21 protein-coding genes and 2 pseudogenes are annotated in these 23,147 nt (G+C 62.1%); 5 read left to right on the top strand and 18 right to left on the bottom strand.

Features of this window, described 5'->3' with window-relative positions:
• Positions 1 to 13 precede the first annotated feature (13 nt).
• Complete coding sequence (locus L867_RS0114935) at positions 14 to 1,336, bottom strand: type II toxin-antitoxin system HipA family toxin (RefSeq protein WP_028737637.1); 1,323 nt, start codon at positions 1,334 to 1,336, stop codon at positions 14 to 16.
• Positions 1,337 to 1,412: 76 nt separating this feature from the next.
• Between L867_RS0114935 and L867_RS25385 the strand changes: the two are divergent.
• Together L867_RS25385 and L867_RS25380 are read left to right on the top strand one after the other, a co-directional pair.
• Positions 1,413 to 1,716: pseudogene (locus L867_RS25385) on the top strand (thermonuclease family protein); the annotation flags it as partial.
• Positions 1,717 to 1,932: 216 nt separating this feature from the next.
• Positions 1,933 to 2,259, top strand: coding sequence for a WGR domain-containing protein (locus L867_RS25380; protein ID WP_051439006.1), 327 nt, complete (start codon positions 1,933 to 1,935; stop codon positions 2,257 to 2,259).
• Between the two features lie 249 nt (positions 2,260 to 2,508).
• On the opposite strand, the gene L867_RS0114920 is transcribed toward L867_RS25380, so the two are convergent.
• From L867_RS0114920 to L867_RS0114905, 4 genes are all read right to left on the bottom strand, one after another.
• The gene (locus L867_RS0114920) at positions 2,509 to 2,922 is read right to left on the bottom strand and encodes a hypothetical protein (protein ID WP_028737636.1); all 414 of its coding nucleotides are present in this window, start codon (positions 2,920 to 2,922) and stop codon (positions 2,509 to 2,511) included.
• Positions 2,919 to 3,185, bottom strand: a complete 267-nt coding sequence (locus tag L867_RS0114915; protein WP_028737635.1) for a type II toxin-antitoxin system prevent-host-death family antitoxin — start codon at positions 3,183 to 3,185, stop codon at positions 2,919 to 2,921. The genes L867_RS0114920 and L867_RS0114915 overlap by 4 nt, the downstream gene beginning before the upstream one ends.
• 261 nt (positions 3,186 to 3,446) lie before the next feature.
• The gene (locus L867_RS27745) at positions 3,447 to 3,617 is read right to left on the bottom strand and encodes a hypothetical protein (RefSeq protein WP_169734084.1); all 171 of its coding nucleotides are present in this window, start codon (positions 3,615 to 3,617) and stop codon (positions 3,447 to 3,449) included.
• Positions 3,618 to 3,934: 317 nt separating this feature from the next.
• Positions 3,935 to 4,243, bottom strand: a complete 309-nt coding sequence (locus L867_RS0114905; protein ID WP_028737634.1) for a DUF736 domain-containing protein — start codon at positions 4,241 to 4,243, stop codon at positions 3,935 to 3,937.
• A 500-nt stretch (positions 4,244 to 4,743) separates the two neighbouring features.
• Between L867_RS0114905 and L867_RS27740 the strand changes: the two genes are divergently transcribed.
• Entirely contained in the window at positions 4,744 to 4,917 is a 174-nt protein-coding gene (locus L867_RS27740; RefSeq protein WP_169734083.1) for a hypothetical protein, read from the top strand.
• Positions 4,918 to 4,927: 10 nt separating this feature from the next.
• Here L867_RS27740 and L867_RS0114895 read toward each other — a convergent pair whose 3' ends face one another.
• The 5 genes from L867_RS0114895 to L867_RS0114875 form a co-directional block, all read right to left on the bottom strand.
• Positions 4,928 to 5,854, bottom strand: a complete 927-nt coding sequence (locus L867_RS0114895) for an ArdC family protein (protein WP_028737633.1) — start codon at positions 5,852 to 5,854, stop codon at positions 4,928 to 4,930.
• A gap of 275 nt (positions 5,855 to 6,129) precedes the next feature.
• Positions 6,130 to 6,717 carry a hypothetical protein gene (locus L867_RS0114890; protein WP_028737632.1) on the bottom strand — a complete coding sequence of 196 codons (588 nt, stop codon included), beginning with the start codon at positions 6,715 to 6,717 and terminating at the stop codon, positions 6,130 to 6,132.
• A gap of 390 nt (positions 6,718 to 7,107) precedes the next feature.
• Positions 7,108 to 7,407, bottom strand: coding sequence for a hypothetical protein (locus tag L867_RS0114885; RefSeq protein ID WP_028737631.1), 300 nt, complete (start codon positions 7,405 to 7,407; stop codon positions 7,108 to 7,110).
• Positions 7,404 to 8,297: a DUF7007 domain-containing protein gene (locus L867_RS0114880; RefSeq protein ID WP_028737630.1), complete on the bottom strand. Its 894-nt coding sequence runs from the start codon at positions 8,295 to 8,297 to the stop codon at positions 7,404 to 7,406. Before L867_RS0114880 ends, L867_RS0114885 begins: the two co-directional genes overlap by 4 nt.
• A complete protein-coding gene (locus L867_RS0114875) occupies positions 8,294 to 10,048 on the bottom strand; it encodes a ParB N-terminal domain-containing protein (RefSeq protein WP_028737629.1) in 1,755 nt (584 codons plus the stop codon). The genes L867_RS0114880 and L867_RS0114875 overlap by 4 nt, the downstream gene beginning before the upstream one ends.
• A gap of 629 nt (positions 10,049 to 10,677) precedes the next feature.
• Here L867_RS0114875 and L867_RS27735 point away from each other — a divergent pair.
• Positions 10,678 to 10,824 carry a hypothetical protein gene (locus L867_RS27735; protein WP_169734082.1) on the top strand — a complete coding sequence of 49 codons (147 nt, stop codon included), beginning with the start codon at positions 10,678 to 10,680 and terminating at the stop codon, positions 10,822 to 10,824.
• 169 nt (positions 10,825 to 10,993) lie between these two features.
• On the opposite strand, the gene L867_RS0114865 is transcribed toward L867_RS27735, so the two are convergent.
• From L867_RS0114865 to L867_RS0114855, 3 genes are all read right to left on the bottom strand, one after another.
• Positions 10,994 to 16,081, bottom strand: coding sequence for a DEAD/DEAH box helicase family protein (locus L867_RS0114865; RefSeq protein ID WP_028737628.1), 5,088 nt, complete (start codon positions 16,079 to 16,081; stop codon positions 10,994 to 10,996).
• A gap of 90 nt (positions 16,082 to 16,171) precedes the next feature.
• Positions 16,172 to 16,777: a DUF1419 domain-containing protein gene (locus L867_RS0114860; protein WP_028737627.1), complete on the bottom strand. Its 606-nt coding sequence runs from the start codon at positions 16,775 to 16,777 to the stop codon at positions 16,172 to 16,174.
• A 65-nt stretch (positions 16,778 to 16,842) separates the two neighbouring features.
• Entirely contained in the window at positions 16,843 to 17,880 is a 1,038-nt protein-coding gene (locus tag L867_RS0114855) for a DUF3991 and toprim domain-containing protein (RefSeq protein ID WP_028737626.1), read from the bottom strand.
• Between the two features lie 210 nt (positions 17,881 to 18,090).
• Between L867_RS0114855 and L867_RS27980 the strand changes: the two genes are divergently transcribed.
• The gene (locus L867_RS27980; protein ID WP_232363950.1) at positions 18,091 to 18,846 is read left to right on the top strand and encodes a hypothetical protein; all 756 of its coding nucleotides are present in this window, start codon (positions 18,091 to 18,093) and stop codon (positions 18,844 to 18,846) included.
• 177 nt (positions 18,847 to 19,023) lie between these two features.
• Here the strand turns inward: L867_RS27980 and mog are convergent.
• The 5 genes and pseudogenes from mog to can all read right to left on the bottom strand — a co-directional run bounded on the left by mog (position 19,024) and on the right by can (position 23,062).
• A pseudogene (mog, locus tag L867_RS25370) lies at positions 19,024 to 19,543 on the bottom strand (molybdopterin adenylyltransferase).
• Positions 19,544 to 19,545: 2 nt separating this feature from the next.
• On the bottom strand, positions 19,546 to 20,583 hold the full coding sequence (moaA, locus tag L867_RS0114840; protein WP_051439005.1) for a GTP 3',8-cyclase MoaA: 1,038 nt from the start codon (positions 20,581 to 20,583) through the stop codon (positions 19,546 to 19,548).
• Positions 20,573 to 21,121: a DUF2478 domain-containing protein gene (locus L867_RS0114835; RefSeq protein ID WP_028737623.1), complete on the bottom strand. Its 549-nt coding sequence runs from the start codon at positions 21,119 to 21,121 to the stop codon at positions 20,573 to 20,575. The genes moaA and L867_RS0114835 overlap by 11 nt, the downstream gene beginning before the upstream one ends.
• Entirely contained in the window at positions 21,118 to 22,347 is a 1,230-nt protein-coding gene (locus L867_RS26935; RefSeq protein WP_210163642.1) for a molybdopterin molybdotransferase MoeA, read from the bottom strand. Before L867_RS26935 ends, L867_RS0114835 begins: the two co-directional genes overlap by 4 nt.
• Before the next feature lie 43 nt (positions 22,348 to 22,390).
• A complete protein-coding gene (can, locus tag L867_RS25360) occupies positions 22,391 to 23,062 on the bottom strand; it encodes a carbonate dehydratase (protein WP_051439002.1) in 672 nt (223 codons plus the stop codon).
• Positions 23,063 to 23,147: the final 85 nt, after the last annotated feature.

Here is a 23,147-nt window from a genome sequence, read left to right as displayed (position 1 = left end):
CTGTCCTCCGGCATCACGAGCGCGCCGCCAGAACGCTATCCGCGATTTCGGTGCAGCGTCCCATTGCACGCTCCAGAATTTCGCGAGGCGCGCCCATGTCTTTCGCTTTGTCCGGCACCTGCTGCAGGCGTTCGGCGAACTCACAAAGTGCGGCCGCAAGAGCCTTCCGCTCAACAGGACCAGGCATCAGTTCGGCGCAAATGCTCGTCCAATCGGGATGATGATCGCGACCATCGTCACGCATCATCGCCCATCGCGTGGAGCGGACGATCCCCTCTTTAGCCAATCGCATGGGTGCGAAATCAAAGAGCGGAGATAGACGGATCGTGCCGTCCTGGTGCTTGCTGAGAGCCGAATTCCGGCCGTGATTGTCGGGATTGCCCAGTGCCAGATTGGCGATGTCGCGCTTCAGGTATTCGGCTATGTCCGAGAAGGGATCGGCCGAATATTGGCGCAGAACGTCGATATAGGCTTCATGGGTGCCGACATGGCCGAAATCGGCAACGCCAATTGCGGACACGAGGCTTTCCTGGCCCAGTCGGACGGTTGCGCCGCCATCTCTCTTCTTCCGGTCGAAACGGGGAATGATCAGGATGCCTTCGGCATAGGTCGACGGTTCGCTGACATTCAGACCGATCTCTTGAGCGATCCGCGAATAGAGGGCTTCGCCTTCGAGGATCAGGCGGTCCACAGGCTCGTTGCTGCGTACCAGCTTGACGATGACGTGGCGCACAGCCTCATCATCGGTGACGAAGCTGTCGGGGTAATAGAGCCCGTCATTCGCCTGCGTCATGGAGACCTTCGGCCATTCGCCTTGCAGACCGCTGGAGCCGGAGGCAAGCATTCCAAAGCGGTCGGCGACTTCCATGAAGCGATCCGACCGCTCGAGGATTTCCGCTTCCGTCACCCCTTGGCGCTCAAGACCCCGCAGCCGTTCCGTTTCGGCCTCTGCTGCTTCCTTGATGCGGATATTGCCAATGCCGCCCGTCGCCGATCGCAGAAGCAACGGGAGATCGGAAGCGCGCGAGCCTTCAACAAGGCCGAGGTGATCGGCAAGCTTTCGTCTTGCATGTCCCTGGGGCATGAGATCCAGGAGGAACGGCGGCCAGCTGCGGCTATATCGATTTTCGAGATCAACGGGATATCGGACCGACAAGGCGCGATGGTCGCGGACCGTCTTTCGGGCCGCAAACTCCGCTGATGCCACAGTGACGAAATAGTCGAGATCGTAGTCGACGATCGACGCGCCCTGGAATCCGGCCGCGTCGTCCTTGATTTCCAGTGTCGCGGCGTGATGCCACTCACCGTCAAAATGGGTTTGGAGTGTCAGGTGCATTAATGGACCCCTTTGATGGATCATTTAATGCATGTTCTCAAATTATTCAACCCATCATAATGGGTCGAATGATAGCGATTGTGTGGTGGACGGTGATACCTTCTGGTCCCGGGGGCAGAAGATCCGGATTGCCGGCACTGACACGCCGGAGCTGAGCCCGCTCCGGTGCGAGGCGGAACGGGTCAAGGGGGAGGCGGCGAATGCCCGGCTTCTGGCCCTTCCGAACGCCGGGAGCTTCTCGCTTTCGACGGGCCTGCGCGATGAAGACGGATATGGACGAAAGCTTCGAACCGTCTTGCGAGAAGGACACTCGCTCGGCGAGGTGCTGATTGCGGGAAGGGCTGGCGAGGCGATGGGACGGCGCACGGCGCGGCTGGTGCTGGCGATCTTCCTCAAGCCATTATACCACTCCGCCTGGCCCGGAGACGTCCGCAGACAAGGCCCGGCTGGAACGCGACCGAGCGCCGGCAATGCCCTCGTCATGCCGTACTCCGCATTGCGTCCGGCCCATTCCATCACGAACATGAATCGACGGCGTGCAACCGATTCATAAGTGTCGTTGGACGTGATGGGCGCGATGAACGATTCTTGTCCGCATGATCTGCCAGACCTATCATCTCTACACTGAGCGCAAGGATCCGACGAAGAACATGGCCCGCTTCTACGCCATGGAGATTTCGGAAACCCTGTTCGGGGAGGCGTGCCTGACCCGACGCTGGGGAAGGATCGGAACATCCGGGCAGCGCATGGAACATCACTTCGAGACCGAAGGTGACGCGGTAAAGCTCTTTCTGGATCTTACGCGACAGAAGAAAGCCCGCGGCTACCGCCCCAATCCCTCGCGCGCGACAGGTGAGCGTTCAAGGCGAACCGCCCAATCTATAAAGCCTGAAGAAGGTCGGCCGAGCCATAGTGCTGTATAATCGGCGCGGGTCCTGAGAACCAACAACAAACCGCCATCTCATGAAAAACGATCACTTTCAGTGAAAAATAGTTCCTGTGATGGATATCTGCGAATTTCGATTTTCTGCCTGCGCGAGCTCTCCGAGCCGCTTGGCACTGGATTCACCCGTCCTGAAAGCCGCTCCCCCAGGTCCGACATAGTCTGAAACGCCGTAATACCCCAAGCCGGCCCGGGTCGATGCTGGTGGCCGCGTTGCGAGACGGCGCTATCAGGAACGGCTGACCTCGGCGGAAGACCTCCGGCGGGCGATGAACTCCTTCAGGAGCGGCAGGAAGAACGCCTTGCTGAAGCGGCCGATCGGCGGTTCAGGTTCAAGGTAGAATGACCGGCCGATAATGTCGCTATTGAACTCGTCGAGGATGACCCAGAGACGCAAGTCGACATCGAGGCCGGCGCGGCGTTTTTCAATAGCTGGTATTTCCACCGCGAACCGGTTTGGCTCCGGCTGCTTCGTCGTGATGGGAAAGAACAATACGAGATCCCCGTCCGCTCGCGCGATCCGGACGCCGACTGCCACCGGTCGGTTCTTGCGCCCCTCCGTTTCCCCCTTGTCCGCTTCGCGACTCCATAGATAGGGATAACGGATGACCGCTGCTGTCTGGATTTCATCATATCCGCTCATCGGCTCGTCTCATCACTGTCGGCATAAGCGTCTACAGCGCCTTCAAAATCGGCAAGCAGTGCGTCGGACATGGTCTCAAGCGTGCCGACAGCGCGCATATCGGACTGGCGCATCAGGCGCTCGTAGTCCTCGATATTCAGCAGAACCAGCCGCGGCTTATTGCGTTGAGTAATGGTAACCGGATGGCGCAAGGCCTCGGCGATGATGTCGCCGGACTTCCGGGAGAGGTCACTTGTCGTGTAGGAACCCGTGCTGTTCGTCATTTGCTTTTGTCCTTGCTAAAACCATAGTGGACCTGACATATAGCATCACCGCCAACAATTTACAGCAAATACAGCATTGCTGTAAACGCTGAATATGACGTACCCTATGTACGGACAGGATGCGTGGAATCCTGCGGCCAAGAGACCGTGCTGCACAATCCCGTTGGCGATAACCACTATAGATAAGAAGCCGGTGCATCGCATCGCGGCCTGACGCCACTGCTCGTTGGCGGCCTCTCCGCCGCGAATGATCTACCGCCCTTAGAAGGGTGACTCGGCGTCAATGCGACCCTCCTGTTCCGCCATTGCCACGGCCCGCTCCGCCTCCGCCAGTTCGAGCTCACTTTCGATCTGGCGGCACTCGGCGCCATCAATGGCATTGCGCAGTTCGGCCCGCAGTTCCTCGATCTGGATTTCGATTGCATAGATCATCTTCGTCTCCTTGACGTTTGTGAAAGATGACCCGCGGTTCCGAGCTGGGGGATGGCGGGGTCAGGGATCGCCATAGCGACCGGCATAGCCGGGGAGTGGGGGAGCCGATTTCCGGGGCAGCCAAAGGCTGCGGGAGGAAATTGGGGGAACCGCCCATCCTTGAGGACGGCATTCCGCTTGGTACTATCGCTCATTCTGAGCAGCTTCCCCGCTCTCCGCATGGCACCAGAAAAGCCAGTCCTGGCTCGACGCCGGGACTGGCTTGGCTTTCTCGGGCGGAGAAGAGGCCCCGCCGGTGGCGGAGCCTCACGGAACCTTTAGTCCCGGTTGGGGCGGGACCAGATCAGCTGGTAGCCGTCTTCGCCTTCCACCTCGGCAAGCGTTGCGTAGATCGGAGCCGGGAAGCTCGGGTCGTCGAGCTTGACCGAGAGATAGTCGCGGCCCTGCTCGGATGTCTTCTGCCAGGCGGCGCCGAGTTCGACATTGCCGGCATAGATGCGGAAGTGCGGGCCCTTGTCGGAGGCGCTCTCGACGCGGGCGATGCGGGCCTTGACGTTGAGGGCGAGGGTGCGGATCGAGCCGTTGAAGCCGTTTTCGGTGGAGGTGAAGGTGCCGATGGTTGCCATTGTCCTATTCCTTTTCTGGTATATCGGGCCGCGCCCATCGCGGCCTCGATGGCTGTCGCAAAGACCGGGGACGATCGGACCGCACCCAGCCGGAGTCCCCATCGCGCTCGCGCATTGGGGTGACGATTGGGCCGCAATGAAATGGAGGACGGCAAGTCGCAGATTTGTTAGTGGGAGAGGAGGAGACCGCAGGGCTCCGGGGTAAGAAATCTAAAAGACTGCCGTTGCGGGAGGACGATCGAGGCAAAGCCGGTCTCCGGTCAGACATGCCTCATCGAGCCCGCAGATGGGGTGCCGGAGACTTGGACGGGAAGGAATAAGGCAAGGGCGGTTCAGACACTCTCGCCTGGGCACGAACGGCATCTGGCGCCGCCATGCCGACAAGACCCTCGTCTGCACGTAGATCGGCCGGGGACAGTGCCTTCCGGCTCATGGCTCGCCGCTTGCCCAACATGCCCGGTGCGATATCGTTGCGCTGCGAATCGCTGTCTGGAGGATCAATGCGTCAGCAGAACAAGCCGTTCATCATTGAGCGCAAACTGTCCCGCAAAACCAAGCCCGATGCCGAGAAACCATCGATCTGGGGGAGGCTCGACGCCGACATCGCGCAAGGCCTGAAGGACCAAGAGGATGCGGACCGGTCGGCCGCCATCGGTGGTGACGACCGCGCCTGATCGGGGGTGCTCACGCCGCCTCGACGACTTGCTCCCCTTCCGGCTGCAATGCGTGCAGGAAGCTGACGGCACGCTGCGCGTGGGCTGCCGCCTGGAAGATGGCCCGTTTGTCGCCGGCAAGCACTGTCAACCACGATTGCAGGTAGGATGCATGGTCCTCCCGCGGTTCCAACTCGGGCGCGATGCCGAGATCAGCGCATAAAAAGCAGCTTCCAAGTTCCGCGACGAGCTCTTCCCGTGCGCGCTCCGTCCGGTCCTTGGCATAGCGAGACAGGTCGCGCCCGACGCGGGAGGGCGCCGCGGTCCAGTGCGTGGCCTCATGGCTGAGGACCGCCACATATCCGGCAGCATCGCGAAACGCCTCAAACGGCGGCATCTGGATATAGTCCATGGCAGGTGAGTAGTATGCTTGGTGGCCACCGTGCCGGATGACCGCGCCAGTATTGCGGAAGAAGCGATCGGCCTTTTCGATCCGCTCGACCGGATCGAGGACCTGAACCGGCGGGGCGTAATAGCTGTCGGGCAATCCCGCGATCTGCTCGATGTTGAAGACGGTATACGCCTTCAAGAAAGGGATCTCCCGATCGACCTCATTGCCGTTTTCGTCGGCCTGCGCCTTGGTAAACCGACTGGCGAAGACAACCGTCGAGCCCGTTTCACCCTTCCGGACAGCCCCTCCCAGTTCGAGCGCCTGCTTGAAGGTCATCCACATCGGCGAGGCAAAGCCTCGTGCCATGCCTTCCGACCACAGGAGCAGCACATTCATGCCCGAATAGGGCAAGCCGTTGTGCCGCAAAGGGCGAGAAATCCGGCCCTGCGTGTTGGCGGCGCACCACGGTTTCATCCAGGGGCGCACGCCCTGTTCGAGATCCTCCACAATCCGCTCTGTTATCCGCATGTAAATGTCTTCGCGATTGGCACCCTTATTCCTGCTCATGGCCTCTTTCTCCGTTTCCAGGACCGCGCCTGTCGCGGTCCGTCGCGGAGGTCCGAAGTCAGGGGCCGATCGAGGCCCAAGCACCGGAACGGCCGCAACAGCGTGGAGGACGGCAAAGCCGTTGCTTGGGCTTCAGGCTCCTGTAGGACCACCGACCGGGACGGGCCGCGCCCGGCGCATCCGCAGCTGTTGACATCGACAGGAAGAAGGCCGGCGCCCGTTGGCGCCAGCCGCAAAAAGGAGAGAATTGGCGGGGCGTGACCCCGCCAGCGCGGTTATCCGAACGCCGCCATCTGCGCTTCGGCCGCCTTTCGATCGAGGGATGCACCTGGATTCTCGATCGGGCGATCAAAGGGCTTCCAGGTCTCGCCGACGACATGTTCGTAGGCGGCGACGGCCCCCTCGGCCGCCATGCGCAGCGCGTGGGACTGGACGCCCATGTCGGCCGCAAACTCGCGCTTGCGCTGGGCGGCGCTGTCATAGCCGACCGGACCATCGAGATCCTCGTCACGGGCGTCGTTCGACGCCTTGGCCGTTGCGTCGCGCGCTTCGGTCACGGCGCGGGAGTAGAACTGTCCGGCGCCGTGCGCCGATCCGACGAAAGCCCCGACGATCCGTTGCAGGTGGATCTGCATCGCCTTCTCGCCCAAGCCTTCCGAAAGGCTGTCGGCGGTCTCGACGATCAGCCGCTCATGCAGGCTGCGGATGCCATCGCTGTCGACGATTGCCGTGCCGAAGCTTTCGGCGATCTTGAGCGTCTGGACGGCGTCGGGGCAGGAGAGGCGGACCATTTCGAGGGTGGTGCCGCGGCGAGATTGCGACGACCTAGCGTTGGAGCGGTTGGGAGTAGAGGGCTTGGCCATGTCTGTTCCTTCCTTGGCTTCCGAAGCGGTTCCGGCCCGTGCCGGTCTGCCCTTCGATGCGGACGACCAAGAACCGGCAAGGGACGGGCGGCTTCACAGGTCCGATCCGGCTGAGCCAGCAGGGCAGGGTTGCGGGCCAGCAGGTCTTGACCTGAGCAGACCGCGAGCCTGCCCTCGCGCAGAGAGGCTGGATCGGCCGCCCCGCGGCGCGACAGCGGCCTTGAACCGACCGGCCGCCGGTTCAGACCGCAGCGAACACGAAGGGCAGTCCGGCATGGGTCCGATGTCAATCCCGAGCCAAGAGAGAGATGAGCACATGGCCAAGCCGGCTACGCCAACGACATTGAAGCCGGGCAAGAATATCGCCAGCTCCTTTCACCTCGGGTCTGCCTATTTCGCCGGATGCTGCACACGCTCATGGTCGCGACGCTGGAAGTCGCCGATGACCTGCAATTGCATCGCCAGCCTGCGGGCGATTGCATCGAGTTCGCTCCACCGTTCAAAGGCAAGGCGGTCGACAAGCTCCTGATAGTGGAGACGGTGGCCGGACCGGCGCCGCGCCCTCACCGTTGTCGCCTGTCTTCCCACGCGCGCCGCTATCTGCCGGGTCAGACAGTCGAGATGCCGCTGAGTCTCGCGCCGAACGCCGATTGCTTTCGCCAGTGGTTGCGAGGCGAGGACGTCGATCATGACCCATGCTCCCGGCTTCCCCAGCCGATGAAGGCGGAACGCCCATCATATTCAGCGTGGCGAGCGAGATCGATGACGAAGCCGAACCGGCCACGCCCGGCATACTCGTCGCTTGCCACTAGAAAGCGGCGTTCCTCTCCACCATGGATACAGCCCCCGCCAACGATCGCCACGACCTCGGTCATGCCAGCGTGTTGTTCCGATCGGATTGCGGACGTGACGACGAAGTCGGCCGCATGACGTTGATCGAACGCCCGGCGATCCTTGGCCCAGCTTTCACCCTCGGCCAGCGAGCAACCTCGGATCTTCTCCCAGACGTCGGGCCAGGTATTGCGGAAGATTTTTTCTGCCATCGACCGCTCGTAGGTGGTGAACAGGTCCGGAAAGCTGATCGCGACGATCGCCCACTCGCTGTCCTCTTCGTACCAGGGCGTGTCCTTCCGCAGCAGAGGATGGACCCTGGCATTGCGATCTGCCGAGAGGTGGAAACCACCATGCCCTGATGTCAGGTGGGCAACGACGCCCTCTGCATACACGACCGCCATCTGCGATCCGCCCCAGGGGGTGTTCGCCGAAATGCGGGTCTGCACGCGGTTGAGGCTGGCGAGATCGCATTTATGACCAGCAGTCTCGGCGACACGAGCTCGGAACTCAGCTTCATCGGCCACTCGACCATCATGCCCGGTGAAGTCAGCGCGCGTCAGCTCTGCCAGCGGCCGACGAACGGCGACGGCGCTCGCAAGAAATGCGAAGCCGCTGGGTGAGGTGACCATGGCGAGGACCAGGTCGCCAATGCGGGCGACGAGCATACCGTCCGCGCTGGTGGCAAACTCCACCCCCGAACGATAGGGGGTGGATGCTGCTGTGTTCGACCGGAGGGCGGCGGTCATACGGCAGCCCTCTCATCGAACCCCTCGTCAAGCTCAGCGTCATCGGGGCGGTCTGCATCCAGCATGCCGCCCTGATTCGTACCGTTGTCGAACTCCCCATCCTGGTCCTCAGCGGGATCATCAGCATGACCGCCGTCGTCGCGCGACCCGGCGCCGATAACGTCCGTGGCAGCACCCGCCCGGATCCATTCGAGTAGCTGGTCCGCCGGGGGCGCGAAGCGGCCCGAGGGATGGACAAAGTGCTTAGTTGCAAAATGCTCGACGAGGGCTGTGCGGGTTTCGCGGACCTTCTGCCGCGGCTGGACCGATGCCTCCGCGCAAGACGCCTCCAGCGCCTGGCGCGACAGGCACGACAGGAAGTCCTCCGAACCCATGTTCGGAAGGAATTCGTCGGCGCCGATCGCCTCGCCGGCAATGCGCGAGACCATGCCACTATTGGACATGCCCCGCCGGCACGAGAGGACGTCGATCAGCACAGAGCGGGCGGCGACCCGGAGCGTGTCCTGATCGAAGGCGAGCTTGCCATGCTCGTCAAACAATCCGACCACATGGCGCAAGAAGCGCTTTTCGCCGTAGAAGGTCCCATCAGCGCCGGAGTCGACACGAACGTTCTGCCCGGCAAAGGCCAGGACCATCAGCGCCATCAGCATGTCATCCTCGATCGGCGCGCGACCGAGTGCATCGTGCAGAGCATCGGTCCTGAAGTCGCCAATCATGTCATGACCCTTCTGGGCCACATCGGGCCGGGCCTTGGAGATAGTGATCGTGTCGCCATCATCACTACCGACTGCGGATCCATTGCCGCCAGCGCCTTTCGACTCCGTAGCCTCCGGCATGCGGTAATGAACGGTCTGGACCTTGCCATCGCGATCGAGGTAGAGCGCCGTATGGTCGGACTTGGACGGCTTGCCGTACACCTGGGTTGCTTTCTTCGGCAGTTCCAGCTGGCCCCAGCTGTTGACCTCGACGATCGCGCCGCGCTTCGGAAGGTTGCCCGTCATCCATTCATGCTGGGCGCCGAGAAAGCCTTCGACATTGGTGGTGTAGCGGCCGTCCTCGTCGGCCGGTGCGAAGAGATCCTCCACCCATTCGATCCCATAGGCTTGAGCCAGATCGTCGCCGAAGCTCGCGTCCTTGGCATACATGCGCTTCTTCGTGAGCGCATTCGCGATCTGCCACCAGGCGGCGGTGTCACCCTTCTTCGGGCGGTTAGCTTTCCAGACCTCTTTCTGGTCGACCTGGCCGGCGGCCGCGATGATCCGCAGTTGCTGCTCGGACGGCATGTCGCCCAAAGCCATCTGCTCGAGCATGGCCGGCAGGACATTGGCGAGGAGGCGCAGCTTGCGGATCTGGCGGACAGGAAGGGCGAGAGCGACGGCGATCGCTTCCTCGGTCCAGCCGAGAGCAACGAGACGTTCGATGCCGCGCCACTGATCGACCGGGTTGAGTGCCTCGCGAACCGAGTTTTCGATCATCGAGCGCATCGCGCCGTTGTCGTTGGCGGCGTCGGCCACGAGGATTTCGATTTCTTCCAGGCCGGCGGCGATAGCGAGGCGGACGCGGCGATGGCCGGCGTCGATGATGTAGCCGTTGCCACCATCGATTTCCGGCGCGACCACCGGCGGCTGGACGATACCGACCGCCTTGATCGTGGCGAGCATCAGCGCGTCAGCCTGCGGTGACGACTTCGACTGGCGCATCCGGTCGGGATTTTCCTTCAGAGCGCGCGGGTCAACCTTCATGATCTGCATGGGATTTGTCCTTGTCTAGAGAGTTCCGGACCGGCGCCTTGCCAGCCCTTCCTGTCTTCATTTTTCTCGAAGACACCTCCCGGACCGCCGAACGGACGGACGGACGCAACTGCGACCGAGCATCCCTGCTGCGTAGGACAAGCGGGGCTAACAGCCCTGCGAAGAACGAGTGGCCGGGATCGCGCAGGTGGCGGTTGAGCGCACGCGCCGGCAGGAGGACCGATCGGCGACCGGTTCTTTCCCTCCTCCTTCTTTTCCGTTTCTCCATTAGAAGAGCGGTCCGCGTACACCGAGGCGCGAACGACATGCAAAACCTCGACCGGAAACAGAAACGCAAAAGGGCGCTCGACCCGCGAGGGGAGCGCCCTTTAAGATCCCGGACGACATCGAAAACCACAGCGATTGCGGCGGCAGGACATTATTCGAACGGGAAGTGATGCCCAGATATTGTTGATGGCGGGAAAATTCAAGTCGCGACCGTGAACACCCGCTGATAAATGTCTCCGCCGTCCAAGAGTGCCAGTCGAGGAAAGATGAGTACAGATCCTACAACCCGGAGGGCCATCGCACAACGCGCCATCGGTCGCGCGAAGTCCCGTGGTACGCCAATCGACGAGGACCCAATCTTTATGGCTCTGCTGGATCCTTGGATCAGTGGCGACATCGACATGCGTACGATACGCGAGCGCTATCTCGACAGTCTTTCTCTCAAGGAAGAACAGCACTGTGGTCGTCAGCCTGGCCAGGATGAGATATCTTTGGATGATGATGTGTAAGAAAAAAGGGCCGACGGAGTAAACCGTCGGCCCATAAAGTGTGGAGATCTTTGACCTCCAGAGGGGAACAGCTACTGCGGCGGAACTGGGAGGAGACCGCCATATGCATCAGCTGCAGGCTTTATGCCTGATTTTTGGCCAATCGGAAAACAATTATTGTGCAATGCAGCTATGCGGCGGCGATGGTCTCGCTGTCCAGATCTGCTGCCAGTTGAGTTTCAATTGCCCGCAACTCCAGCCGTTTTCCTTTCAGGTCATTTGCGAACGCAAAAGCGCCACCCTCTCGCGAACGGTAGGAGGCCAGCCGCCGCTCGGCCTCTTCGAGACGCCGGCGATATTGACGCCGCTCCTCCTCGAAGCCTTCAAGTCCATGCTCCAGCCGTGAGATGGCGCCGAGCGGCGTCACCGTGATCGCCAGATCGATCTCATACTCTGCGCCAGTGCGTTGGAGCAGCGTCTCGTAGCGATAGCCGTCGCCCTTGCCGAACCGCTCACCTTCATAGACGAGATCGAAGCCGCCGATCGTCGCCAGATGCACCTCGCCCTCCTGCTGCAGCTGAAGAAGCGTGAGGATTTCCTTCATCAGCGCCCGACCGGCCTCCTTGCGCTCGGCATGTTCTTTACCGAGCACCGTCATGGTGAAGGCATCGCCGGTGGCCGACTGTAGCCGCGCGATGTCCTGGCCGATTTCGTCAATCCGCCGGGTCGAGACCTCTATCTCGCGCTCTGCATCTCGCATCTGCCGGCGGACGGCGTATTGATCGTCCTCGTGGGCGGCCCGCAGCCGTTCGAGCCGTGCGATATCGGCCTCCAAGCCTGCCTTCTGCATCAACCGTTCATCGCCGGAAGCGATCGCCTTGGCCATCGCGAACTGGTTGGCAGCCCCCTCGCCAACGTCGTCGAGCCGCCGGATCGAGGTATCTCCCGACAGGGCCGCGGCAATGAACCGGGCTTTGCGCTCATTGTTCTGCCACATGCTGGCATCCAACGAGCCTTCCGTCGCATAGGCGAAGATATCGACCTCGTCGTGCTGGTTGCCCTGGCGGACGATGCGACCCTCGCGTTGCTCGATCTGCGACGGCAGCCATGGCACATCGAGGTGATGGAGCGCCTTCAGCCGAAGCTGGGCGTTGACGCCCGTGCTCATAGTTTCCGACGAGCCGATCAGGAAACGAACCTTGCCGGCCCTGACATCGCCGAACAGTCGCTGCTTGGCTTCGGTCTTCTTGTAGTCCTGCATGAAGGCGATTTGCGATGCCGGCACACCGAGCCGGATCAGCTCGTCGCGGATAAAACGATAGGCCGAGAAGCCGCGGGACTTTTCGACATTGATCGTGCCGAGATCGGAAAAGATCATCTGCGCCGCACCCGGCAGGTCGAATGTCTTCCCATCAGGGCGTCGATAGATCGCCTCGCCGGTATCCTTCCAGATCCCGTAGGCATTGCGGACGAGCAGATTGAGCTTGTTATTCTCCTCGTTGTCAGCCGCCGGCATGACGAAGCGCAGGTCGATCGCCGCATGGCGCCCATCAGTGATGACGGACAGCAGTATGTCGTCGCCGGGTTTGGCGGGACCCTCGCGCTGCTCGATCGCCTTGATCCTGCTGCCGAGGGTCTGCTGATAGGTCTTGAACAATGCCGTCGGCTTGGCAGTCATGATCTGCCGCCGGCCGGTCGAGATGTTGGGCACCTTCACGTATTGCCGCAGGTCATCCGGCATCACCACATCGGCAAACGAGCGGAACATGGCGATCAGCTCCGGCACGTTGACGAAGGAGGCAAAGCGGCTGACCGGCTTGTATTTTCCCGATGGCTGGATTTCAAGTTCGGTGGTCGTGTCGCCGAAGCATGCTGCCCAGGCGTCGAACTCGTGCAGTCCGCGCTCAGAAAGTGCCGCATGACCGAGCAGGCGCTGGATGGAGAACATCTCGCCCAATGTGTTCGTGATCGGCGTACCGGAAGCGAGAACCAGCGCGCGGCCTGGGTTCCGCGTCTCGATGTAGCGGGACTTCACATAGAGATCCCAGGCCCGCTGTGAGCCGTTCGGATCGATGCCCTTCAGCGTCGACATATTGGTGGCGAAAGACAGCTTGCGGAATTCCTGCGCCTCGTCGACGACGATCTGGTCGACACCAATCTCCGAGATGGTGAGAAGATCATCCTTGCGGGTGGCGAGACCTTCGAGCCGCTCCTGCAGTCCTTCCTTCAACCGCTCGAGCCGCTTGCGCGAAACGCGGTCCTCGCTGTCGGCCTTGGTCAGCAGATCCTCATAGAGCTGCAACTCGTCCTGGATCATTTGGCTCTCGAAGGCGGAGGGCACGGCGATAAATCGGAAAGCCGAATGCGTGATGATGATCGCATCCCACGTTGCAGTCGCCGCACGCGACAGAAACCGGGCGCGCTTGTCCTTGGTGAAGTTGGTCTCGTCAGCGACAAGAATGCGGGCATTCGGATAGAGGCCTAAAAACTCGCGAGCCGCCTGTGCCAGGCAATGGCCGGGTACGACCAGCATCGCCTTGGCGATCAGGCCAAGCCGGCGCTGCTCCATGATGGCTGCCGCCATGGTCATCGTCTTGCCGGCGCCTACGGCGTGAGCGAGATAGGTCGAGCCATCGGCGATGATCCGCCAGATCCCGCGTTTCTGATGCCCATAAAGAACAAAGGCGCCAGAGGCGCCGGGGAGTTTTAGATGCGAACCGTCGAATTTTCGCGGCGCGATATTATTGAAACGGTCGTTGTAGTCGCGGGCCAGCCGGTCGGTGCGATCCGGATCGGTCCATACCCAGTCCTGAAACGCCTGCTTGATCCTCTGCAGCTTGTCGCGCGCGGCTTCGGTATCGACGACGTTGAGCACACGCCGCTCACCATCGGCATCCTTGAAGACGTCGAAGATCTGAGGAACCCGGCTGTTGAGCGCATCGGCGAGCAGGTCGCCGGCGTGGCGGCGGCTGGTGCCCCATTCGGACGTGCCAGCGGCGCTGTAGCCGAGCTGGCGTGCATCCACCGTCCAGGATCCGAGCTCCGGCATATGATGGATGCGGATTTCCGCCTCCATCTTTTGCCTGACGAAGGCAACCACATCGGCGGCCGGGATCCACGGCGCGCCGAGCCGGGCGGTGATATCCGAGGGCCGCAGATCGGCCGGCTGCACATCAGCCAAGGCGCGGACATTACGCTCATATGATGGGTCGAGCTCTGCGGCGGCCTGCGCGGCTGCGAGCTTCGTACGGACAGCCCCCGAGAGATATCCGTCGGCTGTCTTCCACGATCCGTCAGCAGGATCACGGAAAATGGCCTCGCCCAGCTCGTCGACCGCCGCCGCAGCATCGCTATGCAGCAGCTCCGCGATATGGTCAATGTCGACATGGCCGCGCTCATTCAGCACGACGGCAAGCGCATCCGCAGGTGAGGTAATCGTCGGTAAGGCCGGCGGAGCAATCACCCGTTCCGAAAAAATCGGGCCGGCCTTCGCCGTGTCGGTCTCGAGATCGTAGTCCTCGATCGAGGCGACCAGCCAGCAATCGGGATCGTCGCGGAACGGTGCGAGGTTCGGCTGGCGATGGGTTTCCTTGGCCTCGCCGGTCTCGATATCCTCTTGAACAGAGACAACTGTGTGATTGATCGGACCAAAGTCCCGCACGAAGCTCGACCAAGCGATGCGCAAGCGGACTTGAAGGTCGCGCCAGGGCCGGTCGGTCTCCTGGGCTTTCAAGACCTCACGCACGGTATCGCGGATCGGGACGAGCTTGGTGATGATCCGGACATGCTTTTCTGGCGTCCCATGGCCCGAGCGGCCCTTGCGCACGGTGATCGGCACGGCCGATCCGTCCAGCATCTGCATTAGACCCTTTGACCGATCGAGGAAGAAGCTGCCCTCGCGGACGGAGTCACCCTTCGGCTGCAGGTCGACGATCTCGCCGAGCTCGTCTTCCAGATCGATATCGATGGGCGTCGGCTCGCCGTCGTAGAGATCGGCCGGCAATAGATCGATTGCAGCGACGAGTGCGGCGTCGAGATCCTCGTCATCGCTGGGCCGGCATGTATAGGTCTCGCCGAACGGTCCCGAGGTCAGCGCGTGGGTGCCGAGAACGAAGTCCGGATGCTGGCCAAACCAGCGATTGATGCGGATCGCACCTTCGCCGTCACTCTCAGGCCTGATCTCATCGACATCCAGCCACAGCTGGTCGCCCTCCGCCTCGCCAGCCTTGCGCTTGCGGAAGAACAGGATGTCGACAACGACATCCGTGCCGGCGTCACGGCGAAAGCTGCCTTCGGGGAGCCGGATTGCCGCGATCAGGTCGGCGGATTTGGCGATATGCTCCCGTGCCGTCGTATCGGCCTTGTCCATGGTGCCATGCGAGGTGACGAAGGCGGCGAGCGCGCCGGGCTTCAGCAGATCGATCGATCGGGCGATAAAGTAATCGTGCAGGCGAAGGCCAAGCGACCGGTAGGCGCGGTCCGAGCGGACGGTGCGATCGGAAAAGGGCGGATTGCCGATAGCGAGATCGTAGATCGGAGCCAGATCGGTCCGAGCGAAGTCGCCATTGACGATCCGCGCCTTCGGCTGAAGCAGGCCAACGATGCGGGCGGTAACCGGATCGAGCTCGATCCCGGTCACATAGGCGGCGTCGCGATAGGGCTCCGGCATCAGGGCCGGGAACAGCCCCGTGCCGATGCCAGGTTCCAGCACCCGGCCGCCTTGCCAGCCGAGCTTCTGGATCCCGGCCCAGATTGCCCTGATGATGAACTCCGGCGTGAAATGTGCATATTGGGTGCAGCGGGCAAGCGACGCATATTCGCTCTCGCAAACCGAGGTCTCAAGCGAAGAACCAATATCGTCCCAGCCCTGGCGGAAATCGACCTCGCCCGGCCGACGGAACATACCGTTGGCCAGTTCGCCGGCGCCGAAGCCGGTGAAGCAGATCAGTTGCGCCTGTTCCTTGGCCGTCGCCGGCCGGTCTTGCCTGGCGATACCATCGGCGACAAGGATAGCCGCGACATTGGCGCTGGCGCGGTCCTTCCAGGAGGCGGCCAGCCCGCGGTCGCCGTCAAGGTAGAAGTTTGCCCGATGCCTCACGCGACGGTCAGGCGTTTCAGCGACGGGGAGGGCGGGTGCTGGCGCCGGCGGCACGGGATCCGGATCGTCGTCATTGGCGGCATCAGGCGAGAACCCGCCGAACGCTGTCACGCCAAGCCCGAGGCCGGAGGACAGCACGCTCGAGCCGAACATGTCGAGCGTGAAGGGATCGTTGCTCATGGGAAAGCTCCTTGAAAATGAGGGCGTGCGCCATCGCTCGGCCACGGAGAAGGCCGCTTTCGGCGCGGAATTTGCGAATGATGATCTGCCTCAGGCGGCCAGGGCTGAGGGGAGGTGGCGCAGATGCACCGGCAGCTTGGCAGCGATTTCGTCGTCGGACAGGGTGTCGAGCAGTTTCAGGAAAGTGCCTTCCTGGCCACCGTAGAGCATCACCGTGCGATGGCCCTGCATCGGCGTCGGCCAACGGGTACCGGCATAGCCGCGATAGTCGTCGGTTGTCGTGCTCCAGATATGCTCAAGCCGTTCTTCGCGGCTCATGGCCCGGACCGGACGCGTTTCGCGGTCAACGATCGCGGTCCGCATCGCCTCCACAGAGTTCGGGTCCGAGAGGTCGCAGTAGGTGTGAAAATAACGGACGGCTTCATCGATCCGGATCGCGTAAAACACCGAAGTCACTGAACCGGTCATGAACTCACGCATCGCAAAGATCTGCCCGCGCATCCAGAGCGGCGGCAGAATGTCGAGCATGGTGGAGTAGGAGGTTTCGTCGATCTCGAACCATTCGCCGGCATAGACGGCAGACTGGTCACCTTCAAAGCGGTCGGGGCGCTTGGCGTGCCTGTCGAACATCCGGAACATGTCGGCGCGCTTGGCCACGCCCTGGAAAATTTTGCGGGGAAGGGCTATCGAGGTCATCAGCTTGATCCTTTCGGGGGTTTGGACCGGAGGCAGCACAAGTCGTTTCGACCTCGCCATTCTCTTCAGTCCTTCATGACCCCTTTCGCGCTGCCGGCCTCGTGTCCGGCCGGGTCAAGGGCCGGCGCATGCCGGGCGGAGCCTCCCTTGATGCGGCCGGCGCGCATGCGGCAGGCCTCATTGTTCCTCTCGGTCTTCCTTTCCCGTTTTTCCCGTTCCCTGTTTTGGAGAACCCCGTTCCAATCCTCCGCCGGCGGACGTAGCCTCTGCCAGTCACAGCCGTACGCCTCGGCAAGCGCACGCAATCGTTCTGCATAGACGTCGCCCTGGGGATTGGCATCCGTGGCCGCGACCAGTGTCAGTCCCGGCCGCACAGCAAGTTCGGCAAGCGCCGCATTTGTCGCCGGAGACCACCCACCGCCAGTGCTGAGATAGAGAGTTTGCTCGCGCGGACCTTCGAGTGCCGCAAGGCTCATCGCGTCGATCGCGGCCTCGGTGACGCAGAGACGAGAGGCATCGCTCGGTCCCAAGCGGAAAAGAACCTTCGAGCCCCCGGTGGCAAAGCCACGCCAGTCGGGGCCACGCTCCTCCCAGCCGACGACCCTACCCTCGCTATCGACATGGGCTGCCCACATACTGCCGAAGGGTCCTTCCCGCAGCACATCCTCTCGAATGGCCTGCCGGGCGATGGCGGTCGGGATCCAGCGCGCCCAACGCAGATAGCGCCAGGCACCGGATCCGGGCGAAGGCGAGCGCCGGCTGCGCCAAAGGTCGCCAATGTCTTTCACCGGCACTGAAGGCCACGAGGACCTCCATTCCGGCCGGGACAATTTAAACCCGACAAGTGACGCGACCGCTTCCGCTGCGTGCGGGAATGGGATCCTATCCAGGAACATGACAAGGCTGAAGATATCGCCCTTCTCGTCGCTGAGCGGATCGAACCAGCCGCATCCGTCATGCGTGACAATGACGATGTTGCCGCCACGCCGGTATTTGACGGCGCGTCGCGCGCTTTCCTTCAAATCGATTTCGTAACCGGCCTGCTCCAGCACTGCCTCGCAACTTACCTTTGCGCGAAGCGCCTCTAACTCTTCTCGTTTCATATTTTCTTCGGCCGCTAAGCGGCCGTCCCTTCTTCCTTCCCGCAATTTGCGGGCCACCTTCCCCCGCCGCGAAGAGCGGAGGGTGCAAGGGCGCAGCATGCAACTGACAAAAGTTGCAGCATACTGCTGCGGCGAAGCTTCCCTTGCGGCCGACAGGTCGCCAGCGGCAGGGACATGCGGGTCTCAATGAGACCCGCGCGGGAAATATTCATGCACGATCTCAAGATCGTCTTCGTCATCGAGTTCGTCGGACGGAAGGACGCCGAATTCGTTGCCGGATTTGAACAGGGTGACGGGAACCATGAGGATGCGGGAAAGCGAAAATGCGTGGCTTTGGGCGAGTGCAAGATCCTGTGCCATGTGAGAAACCTCCGTCCGGAGCGGGCCGATCCCGCTCGATGGCTCCTCAAAGGACCAGGACAGGTCGCGATCACCGCGCAGGCGAAGACAAGCGGCGGCAGCTTGCTAGCCGACCCCGATAGTGGGTTGATCGACGCAGATCCGGGCCTGGTCCAGGACACCATCCATAAAGAGCGGAATTGGTTTGCTTCGGCGGCGATTGAATATTCGGTACAGATCGTTCACGGAAGACAGCTCAGCATTTGTTGCCGAGCATCTGTTTCGCCAGTGCATCGATCAGCGGCGACCCGGTTCTTCCTGATCGGACAAAACCATGAGGATGTCGAAGTCCATCTCGGCACGCGGTTCTATACGGGCGATTTCACTGGCGACCTTGGCCCAGTGCCAATACCCATGGAAGTCGCCTTCGGAGCGACTGCGGAACGCCCGTCGTTGCGCCTCATAGTAAGTTCTGACCGGATCTCGACCAGCCAGCAGCTTCGCATCAGCCTGCCACCTGCGCCGTATCGCCCGGCGGTGTCCGAGTCATCGGTGAAGAAACCGGAGCATGAGTATTCTCGCTTAACTCGCTTGGCGGAAAATCTAGCACTCAACCCTAAGATATGAAAGATGACTCAATATTATTTATTATTTTCACACGCTTAGCAAAGATCGCATAAGATAGCTTATGGAACCCCTGCGCCCCGCAAAGTTGAGATGGCCTGTTACTGCGGCGCTGATTCCCGGCCACCATCGACAATTGGGGGCCGGCATCCAACCACACCGCATAAGGCCACAAATGCCCTATCGCGCCGGACGGCGAGCCTTGATGATATTCGGATCGGTCTCGATCTTCCCCGCGCCGATCAGATCGAGGCAGTAAGGCACAGCTGAGAATATTGTATCGAGGCACACACGGATCGACGCCGGATTGCCCGGCAGATTGATGATAGGCGAATGCCCTCTTGTTCCGGCCGTCGCCGCGACAGGATGGCAGTCGGCGTCTGATCCAGACTGAGGCGACGCAGTAGTTCGCCGAAACCCGGTAGCTCCTTCACCAGCACGGCCCGCATGGCTTCCGGGGTTTCGTCACGCGCTGCCGGGCCCGTGCCTCCCGTTGTCAAATCAAGTCGAAGCGATGCTGGTCGCAGAGATCGATCCGTTCATCGCGAACGGAGACAAACCCATCGGGGATGATCCGCTTCGTCAGCCTGTGGGGCGACTTTATCGCGCGCGCCAGCCATGTCTCGGTCAAGGGACCCGACAGATCCTCATATCCTCCGCGACTGGCGCGATCCGATACGGTAACGATGGCAATCTGCATTTCTAGCCTCCTAGAACAGACATATGGCGCGCGATACCGCTGACGGCCTGACGCGAAATTTCGAACGAATGTCCCTTCGGCTTGCGACCAAGCGCATCCCGGATCAGGCCACCAACGTTTGCCTCCGGATCCTCGCCGCGCAACGCCTGGCGAAGCCCGACCGTGCCCTCGCTCCCCATGCAGGTGAAGAGATCGCCGGCACAGCTCACCCGCACCCGATTGCAGTTTGCGCAGAAATCGCAAGATAGCGGCGTGATGAAGCCGAGCCGCCCGCCGGTTTCGGCAACGCGAACATAGCGGGCCGGACCTCCGGTCCGATCATCGATCGGAACAAGCGTCCACCGCCCGCCAATCGACCGGCGCAGATGATCAAGGGGCAGGAAGCTCTGGCTGCGATCATGCCCCGTCTGCCCAAGCGGCATCTCCTCGATCAACGTGAGGTCCATGCCTCGCCCATGCGCGAAGCCGATGAGATCGTCCACTTCGCTTTCGAAGTCACCCCGCATGGCAACCGCGTTGAGTTTGACCTTGAGACCGGCGGAAAGCGCTGCGTCGATACCCTTCAGAACCGAATCCAGCCGGCCCCACCGGGTTATCCGTGCATATCTGCCGGCATCGAGACTGTCGAGCGAGACGTTGACGCGGCGCACACCTGTTGCAAACAGGGCTTCGGCATAACGCGAGAGCAGCGTGCCGTTGGTGGTCAGCGTCACCTCATCGAGCTCGCCGCCTTCGAGGTGCGGCGCGAGCAGACTGAACAGCTGAAGGATATTCTTGCGCACCAGCGGCTCTCCGCCGGTCAGCCGGATCTTGCGCACGCCCCCGCGGATGAAGACTCGAGCCAGCCGGTATAGCTCCTCCAGGGACAGGACATCCTGGCGCGGCAGGAATGTCATGTGTTCGGCCATGCAGTAAGTGCAGCGAAGATCGCAGCGATCCGTCACGGAAAGCCGAAGGTAGGTGACCTGCCGGCCGAACTGATCGACCAGGGGGAAGTGTGTTGCTCCCGTGCCGGTCGCGATATGCCGTTCATGCCGCATCGCGAAGTCTCCCGGCCGCTGCAACCGCCCGACGGACCCAGTCGACGACCACGTCCAGGTCGGGTGGAAGGAGGAGCCCGAGATCTCCCGCGAACCGCTCCCAGGCCTCGACATAGCTTTCCCGCACCGCGATCAGCACCGGAATGTCCCGTGCGCAGGCCTCCTCCATCACGGCACGAAAACCTTCCCCCTCGGCCTCGCCTTTGCCGAAGCGGTTGAGGATCAAGAGATCTGGATCGTTCTCCAGACCGGACAGGAGGCGCTCGGCCACGTCTGCCAGGGCCTGCGGATCGAGCCGGCAACCGCGCGCACCCGGGCCGAGCGCCTGCGATATCTGGTGCCGCTCACCGCTGGCCAGATCCTCCAGCTCGATCCGGCCGCAGCACGCGCCGTCGTCAGTGCGTTCCCACTGAAGGAAGCCGGCGACAACCAGCCCTTCGGCCCGCAACAGCTCGGCCACCGCCCCGAAGATATCGTCGACCGGCCGGTCCTTTTCGACCCGAATGGCGGCCTGGAGCGGTATCGCTAAATCGGTCATATGCTCCTCCATGCGAATTTGCGCCTGCAAAAGGGGAACCAGGAAACGGGCGTACCGCAGGCGCCTTCGGTTGACGACGCATCGAGAACGGCGACGCCGTCGGCCTGGGAAAGCGGCATCAGCGAGGCGGAGCTGCCGTGCCCGAGGCGCTCGACGATCGGGCGGCCGGAAGCATCATGCGCGACGATGCGCACCGGCAGATATTCCGCGCGACCTGCCTTCCGCTTCCAGCCGAAACCGGCCACCGCTTTCTCGACTGACATTTCCGCTCCCGAAAAGCCCAGCATCGCGGCGATCTGCCGGGCGACAAAGAGCTGGAATCCCATATAGGCCGACAGCGGATTGCCGGGCAGCCCGGTCAGCAAGGCATCGCCGAGTCGACCGAAAAAGACCGGCTTTCCCGGCTTCAGGGCCACCCGGCAGGCTTCCACCGATCCGCCGGCCGCCTGAAGGGCCGGTCGAACGAAGTCCCGGCCTCCAACCGAAGCTGCGCCCGAGGTGAGGATCATGTCATATTGCGTCGCGTTCGCGCGCAGCAGTCCGGTCATGGCGCCGAGATCGTCGGCACAGATGCCGAGATCCGTGACCTCCGCACCGAGCCCTTCGCACAATGCAAGCAGCATGGGCCGATTGGCGTCATGGATGCTTGCGCTGCCCTTGCCTCCATCGACGAGTTCATCGCCGGTGGACAGCACTGCGATCCGCAGTCGACGTCTTACCTGGACCGAAGCATGGCCGTTGCCCGCGAGAAGCCCTATATGGCGCGCCTCGATAATCGTGCCGTGGCCTGCAAGAAGGGCGCCGGCGCCGATGTCCTCGCCCGCGCGACGTATGTTCTCGCCCACCGCCGGGCGGTTAAAAATCCATACATGCTCGCCCTGATCGTCGCAGTTTTCCTGCATCACCACGGCATCACAGAGAGCAGGAACCGGCGCGCCGGTGAAGATACGCAAGGCCGCGCCGACAACAGCTCCGGCCAGCCCCAGGGCAGAGCCGGCCGCGATTGTGCCTGCGACCGGCAATCGCCAAGGCCCCGTTCCCGTAATATCCTGAAGTCGCACTGCGAAGCCGTCCATGGCGGAATTGTCGAAAGCCGGCATGGCCTGTGGCGCGTGCAGATCTGCCGCGAGTATCCGGCCTCGGGCGAACCGGAGGGCGACCTCTTGCGCCCCGATGATCGGCCTTGCCATGCCGACCGCGACTTCGATAGCCCTCTCCACCGACATCAGGTCTGAGCCGGACGGCTGAACGTCACAGTTGCAGGCGGCTCTAGGATTGACAGGCATGGGGCACCTTTCCATCTCGCGCAAAGCGCGGCGCGTTCGCCTCGTCGCATCGAAACGCAGCGACGCTTCTGTCGCAATCGCATTTAAGGTCGCGGAGCAGACCATCCTTCAGACCATAGATCCAGCCGTGGATCGTGAGCGGACGCCCCCGCTTCCAGGCTGATTGCAGGATCGGTGTCTGCGACAGACTGGCCACCTGCGAGGCGACCGTCAGTTCGCAGAGCCGATTCAGCTTCTCTTCCGTCTCGTCAATCCTCGATAGCTCCGCGCAGTTCGCTTCCGCCACGTCTCGGATCGGCTGCAGCCAGTGATCGATGATGCCGTGGCGATGCCCGTCCATGGCCGCGCGGATGCCTCCACAGCCATAGTGCCCGCAAACGATGATGTGCTTTACCTCAAGGGACTCCACGGCAAATTCGAGCACCGAGAGCAGATTGAGATCGGCCCGGTGGACGAGGTTTGCGACATTGCGATGAACGAAGACCTCGCCCGGCTCGAGCCCGGTGATGACATTCGCGGGAACCCGGCTGTCGGAGCAGCCGATCCACAAATATTCCGGCCGCTGCAGGGCCGACAGCCTGTCGAAATAGTTGGGGTCTTCCGTACGTCTTGCCGCCGCCCAGCGGACATTGTGGTCGAAGAGATCAGAAAGCATCGCGTTACTCCAGGCGTGGCGTCCCGTCCGGGATGCGCGGCACGGCAAGGCGAAACATGCGGGGTCTTGCCCGCTTCGCCTTGCC

Source organism: Paenirhizobium selenitireducens ATCC BAA-1503, from assembly GCF_000518785.1.
GTDB classification, from domain to species: domain Bacteria; phylum Pseudomonadota; class Alphaproteobacteria; order Rhizobiales; family Rhizobiaceae; genus Allorhizobium; species Allorhizobium selenitireducens.
The sequence above is the reverse complement of the archived record's forward strand: the minus strand, read 5'-3'. Positions and strand labels throughout refer to the sequence as shown.

What these genes read in the sequence shown, in the direction of transcription:
- L867_RS0114935 (WP_028737637.1), bottom strand. Translation starts at nt 1,336, where the DNA reads ATGCACCTGACACTCCAAACCCATTTTGACGGTGAGTGGCATCACGCC.
- L867_RS25380 (WP_051439006.1), top strand. Translation starts at nt 1,933, where the DNA reads ATGATCTGCCAGACCTATCATCTCTACACTGAGCGCAAGGATCCGACG.
- L867_RS0114920 (WP_028737636.1), bottom strand. Translation starts at nt 2,922, where the DNA reads ATGAGCGGATATGATGAAATCCAGACAGCAGCGGTCATCCGTTATCCC.
- L867_RS0114915 (WP_028737635.1), bottom strand. Translation starts at nt 3,185, where the DNA reads ATGACGAACAGCACGGGTTCCTACACGACAAGTGACCTCTCCCGGAAG.
- L867_RS27745 (WP_169734084.1), bottom strand. Translation starts at nt 3,617, where the DNA reads ATGATCTATGCAATCGAAATCCAGATCGAGGAACTGCGGGCCGAACTG.
- L867_RS0114905 (WP_028737634.1), bottom strand. Translation starts at nt 4,243, where the DNA reads ATGGCAACCATCGGCACCTTCACCTCCACCGAAAACGGCTTCAACGGC.
- L867_RS27740 (WP_169734083.1), top strand. Translation starts at nt 4,744, where the DNA reads ATGCGTCAGCAGAACAAGCCGTTCATCATTGAGCGCAAACTGTCCCGC.
- L867_RS0114895 (WP_028737633.1), bottom strand. Translation starts at nt 5,854, where the DNA reads ATGAGCAGGAATAAGGGTGCCAATCGCGAAGACATTTACATGCGGATA.
- L867_RS0114890 (WP_028737632.1), bottom strand. Translation starts at nt 6,717, where the DNA reads ATGGCCAAGCCCTCTACTCCCAACCGCTCCAACGCTAGGTCGTCGCAA.
- L867_RS0114885 (WP_028737631.1), bottom strand. Translation starts at nt 7,407, where the DNA reads ATGATCGACGTCCTCGCCTCGCAACCACTGGCGAAAGCAATCGGCGTT.
- L867_RS0114880 (WP_028737630.1), bottom strand. Translation starts at nt 8,297, where the DNA reads ATGACCGCCGCCCTCCGGTCGAACACAGCAGCATCCACCCCCTATCGT.
- L867_RS0114875 (WP_028737629.1), bottom strand. Translation starts at nt 10,048, where the DNA reads ATGCAGATCATGAAGGTTGACCCGCGCGCTCTGAAGGAAAATCCCGAC.
- L867_RS27735 (WP_169734082.1), top strand. Translation starts at nt 10,678, where the DNA reads ATGGCTCTGCTGGATCCTTGGATCAGTGGCGACATCGACATGCGTACG.
- L867_RS0114865 (WP_028737628.1), bottom strand. Translation starts at nt 16,081, where the DNA reads ATGAGCAACGATCCCTTCACGCTCGACATGTTCGGCTCGAGCGTGCTG.
- L867_RS0114860 (WP_028737627.1), bottom strand. Translation starts at nt 16,777, where the DNA reads ATGACCTCGATAGCCCTTCCCCGCAAAATTTTCCAGGGCGTGGCCAAG.
- L867_RS0114855 (WP_028737626.1), bottom strand. Translation starts at nt 17,880, where the DNA reads ATGAAACGAGAAGAGTTAGAGGCGCTTCGCGCAAAGGTAAGTTGCGAG.
- L867_RS27980 (WP_232363950.1), top strand. Translation starts at nt 18,091, where the DNA reads ATGCACGATCTCAAGATCGTCTTCGTCATCGAGTTCGTCGGACGGAAG.
- moaA (WP_051439005.1), bottom strand. Translation starts at nt 20,583, where the DNA reads ATGCGGCATGAACGGCATATCGCGACCGGCACGGGAGCAACACACTTC.
- L867_RS0114835 (WP_028737623.1), bottom strand. Translation starts at nt 21,121, where the DNA reads ATGACCGATTTAGCGATACCGCTCCAGGCCGCCATTCGGGTCGAAAAG.
- L867_RS26935 (WP_210163642.1), bottom strand. Translation starts at nt 22,347, where the DNA reads ATGTCGGTGGAGAGGGCTATCGAAGTCGCGGTCGGCATGGCAAGGCCG.
- can (WP_051439002.1), bottom strand. Translation starts at nt 23,062, where the DNA reads ATGCTTTCTGATCTCTTCGACCACAATGTCCGCTGGGCGGCGGCAAGA.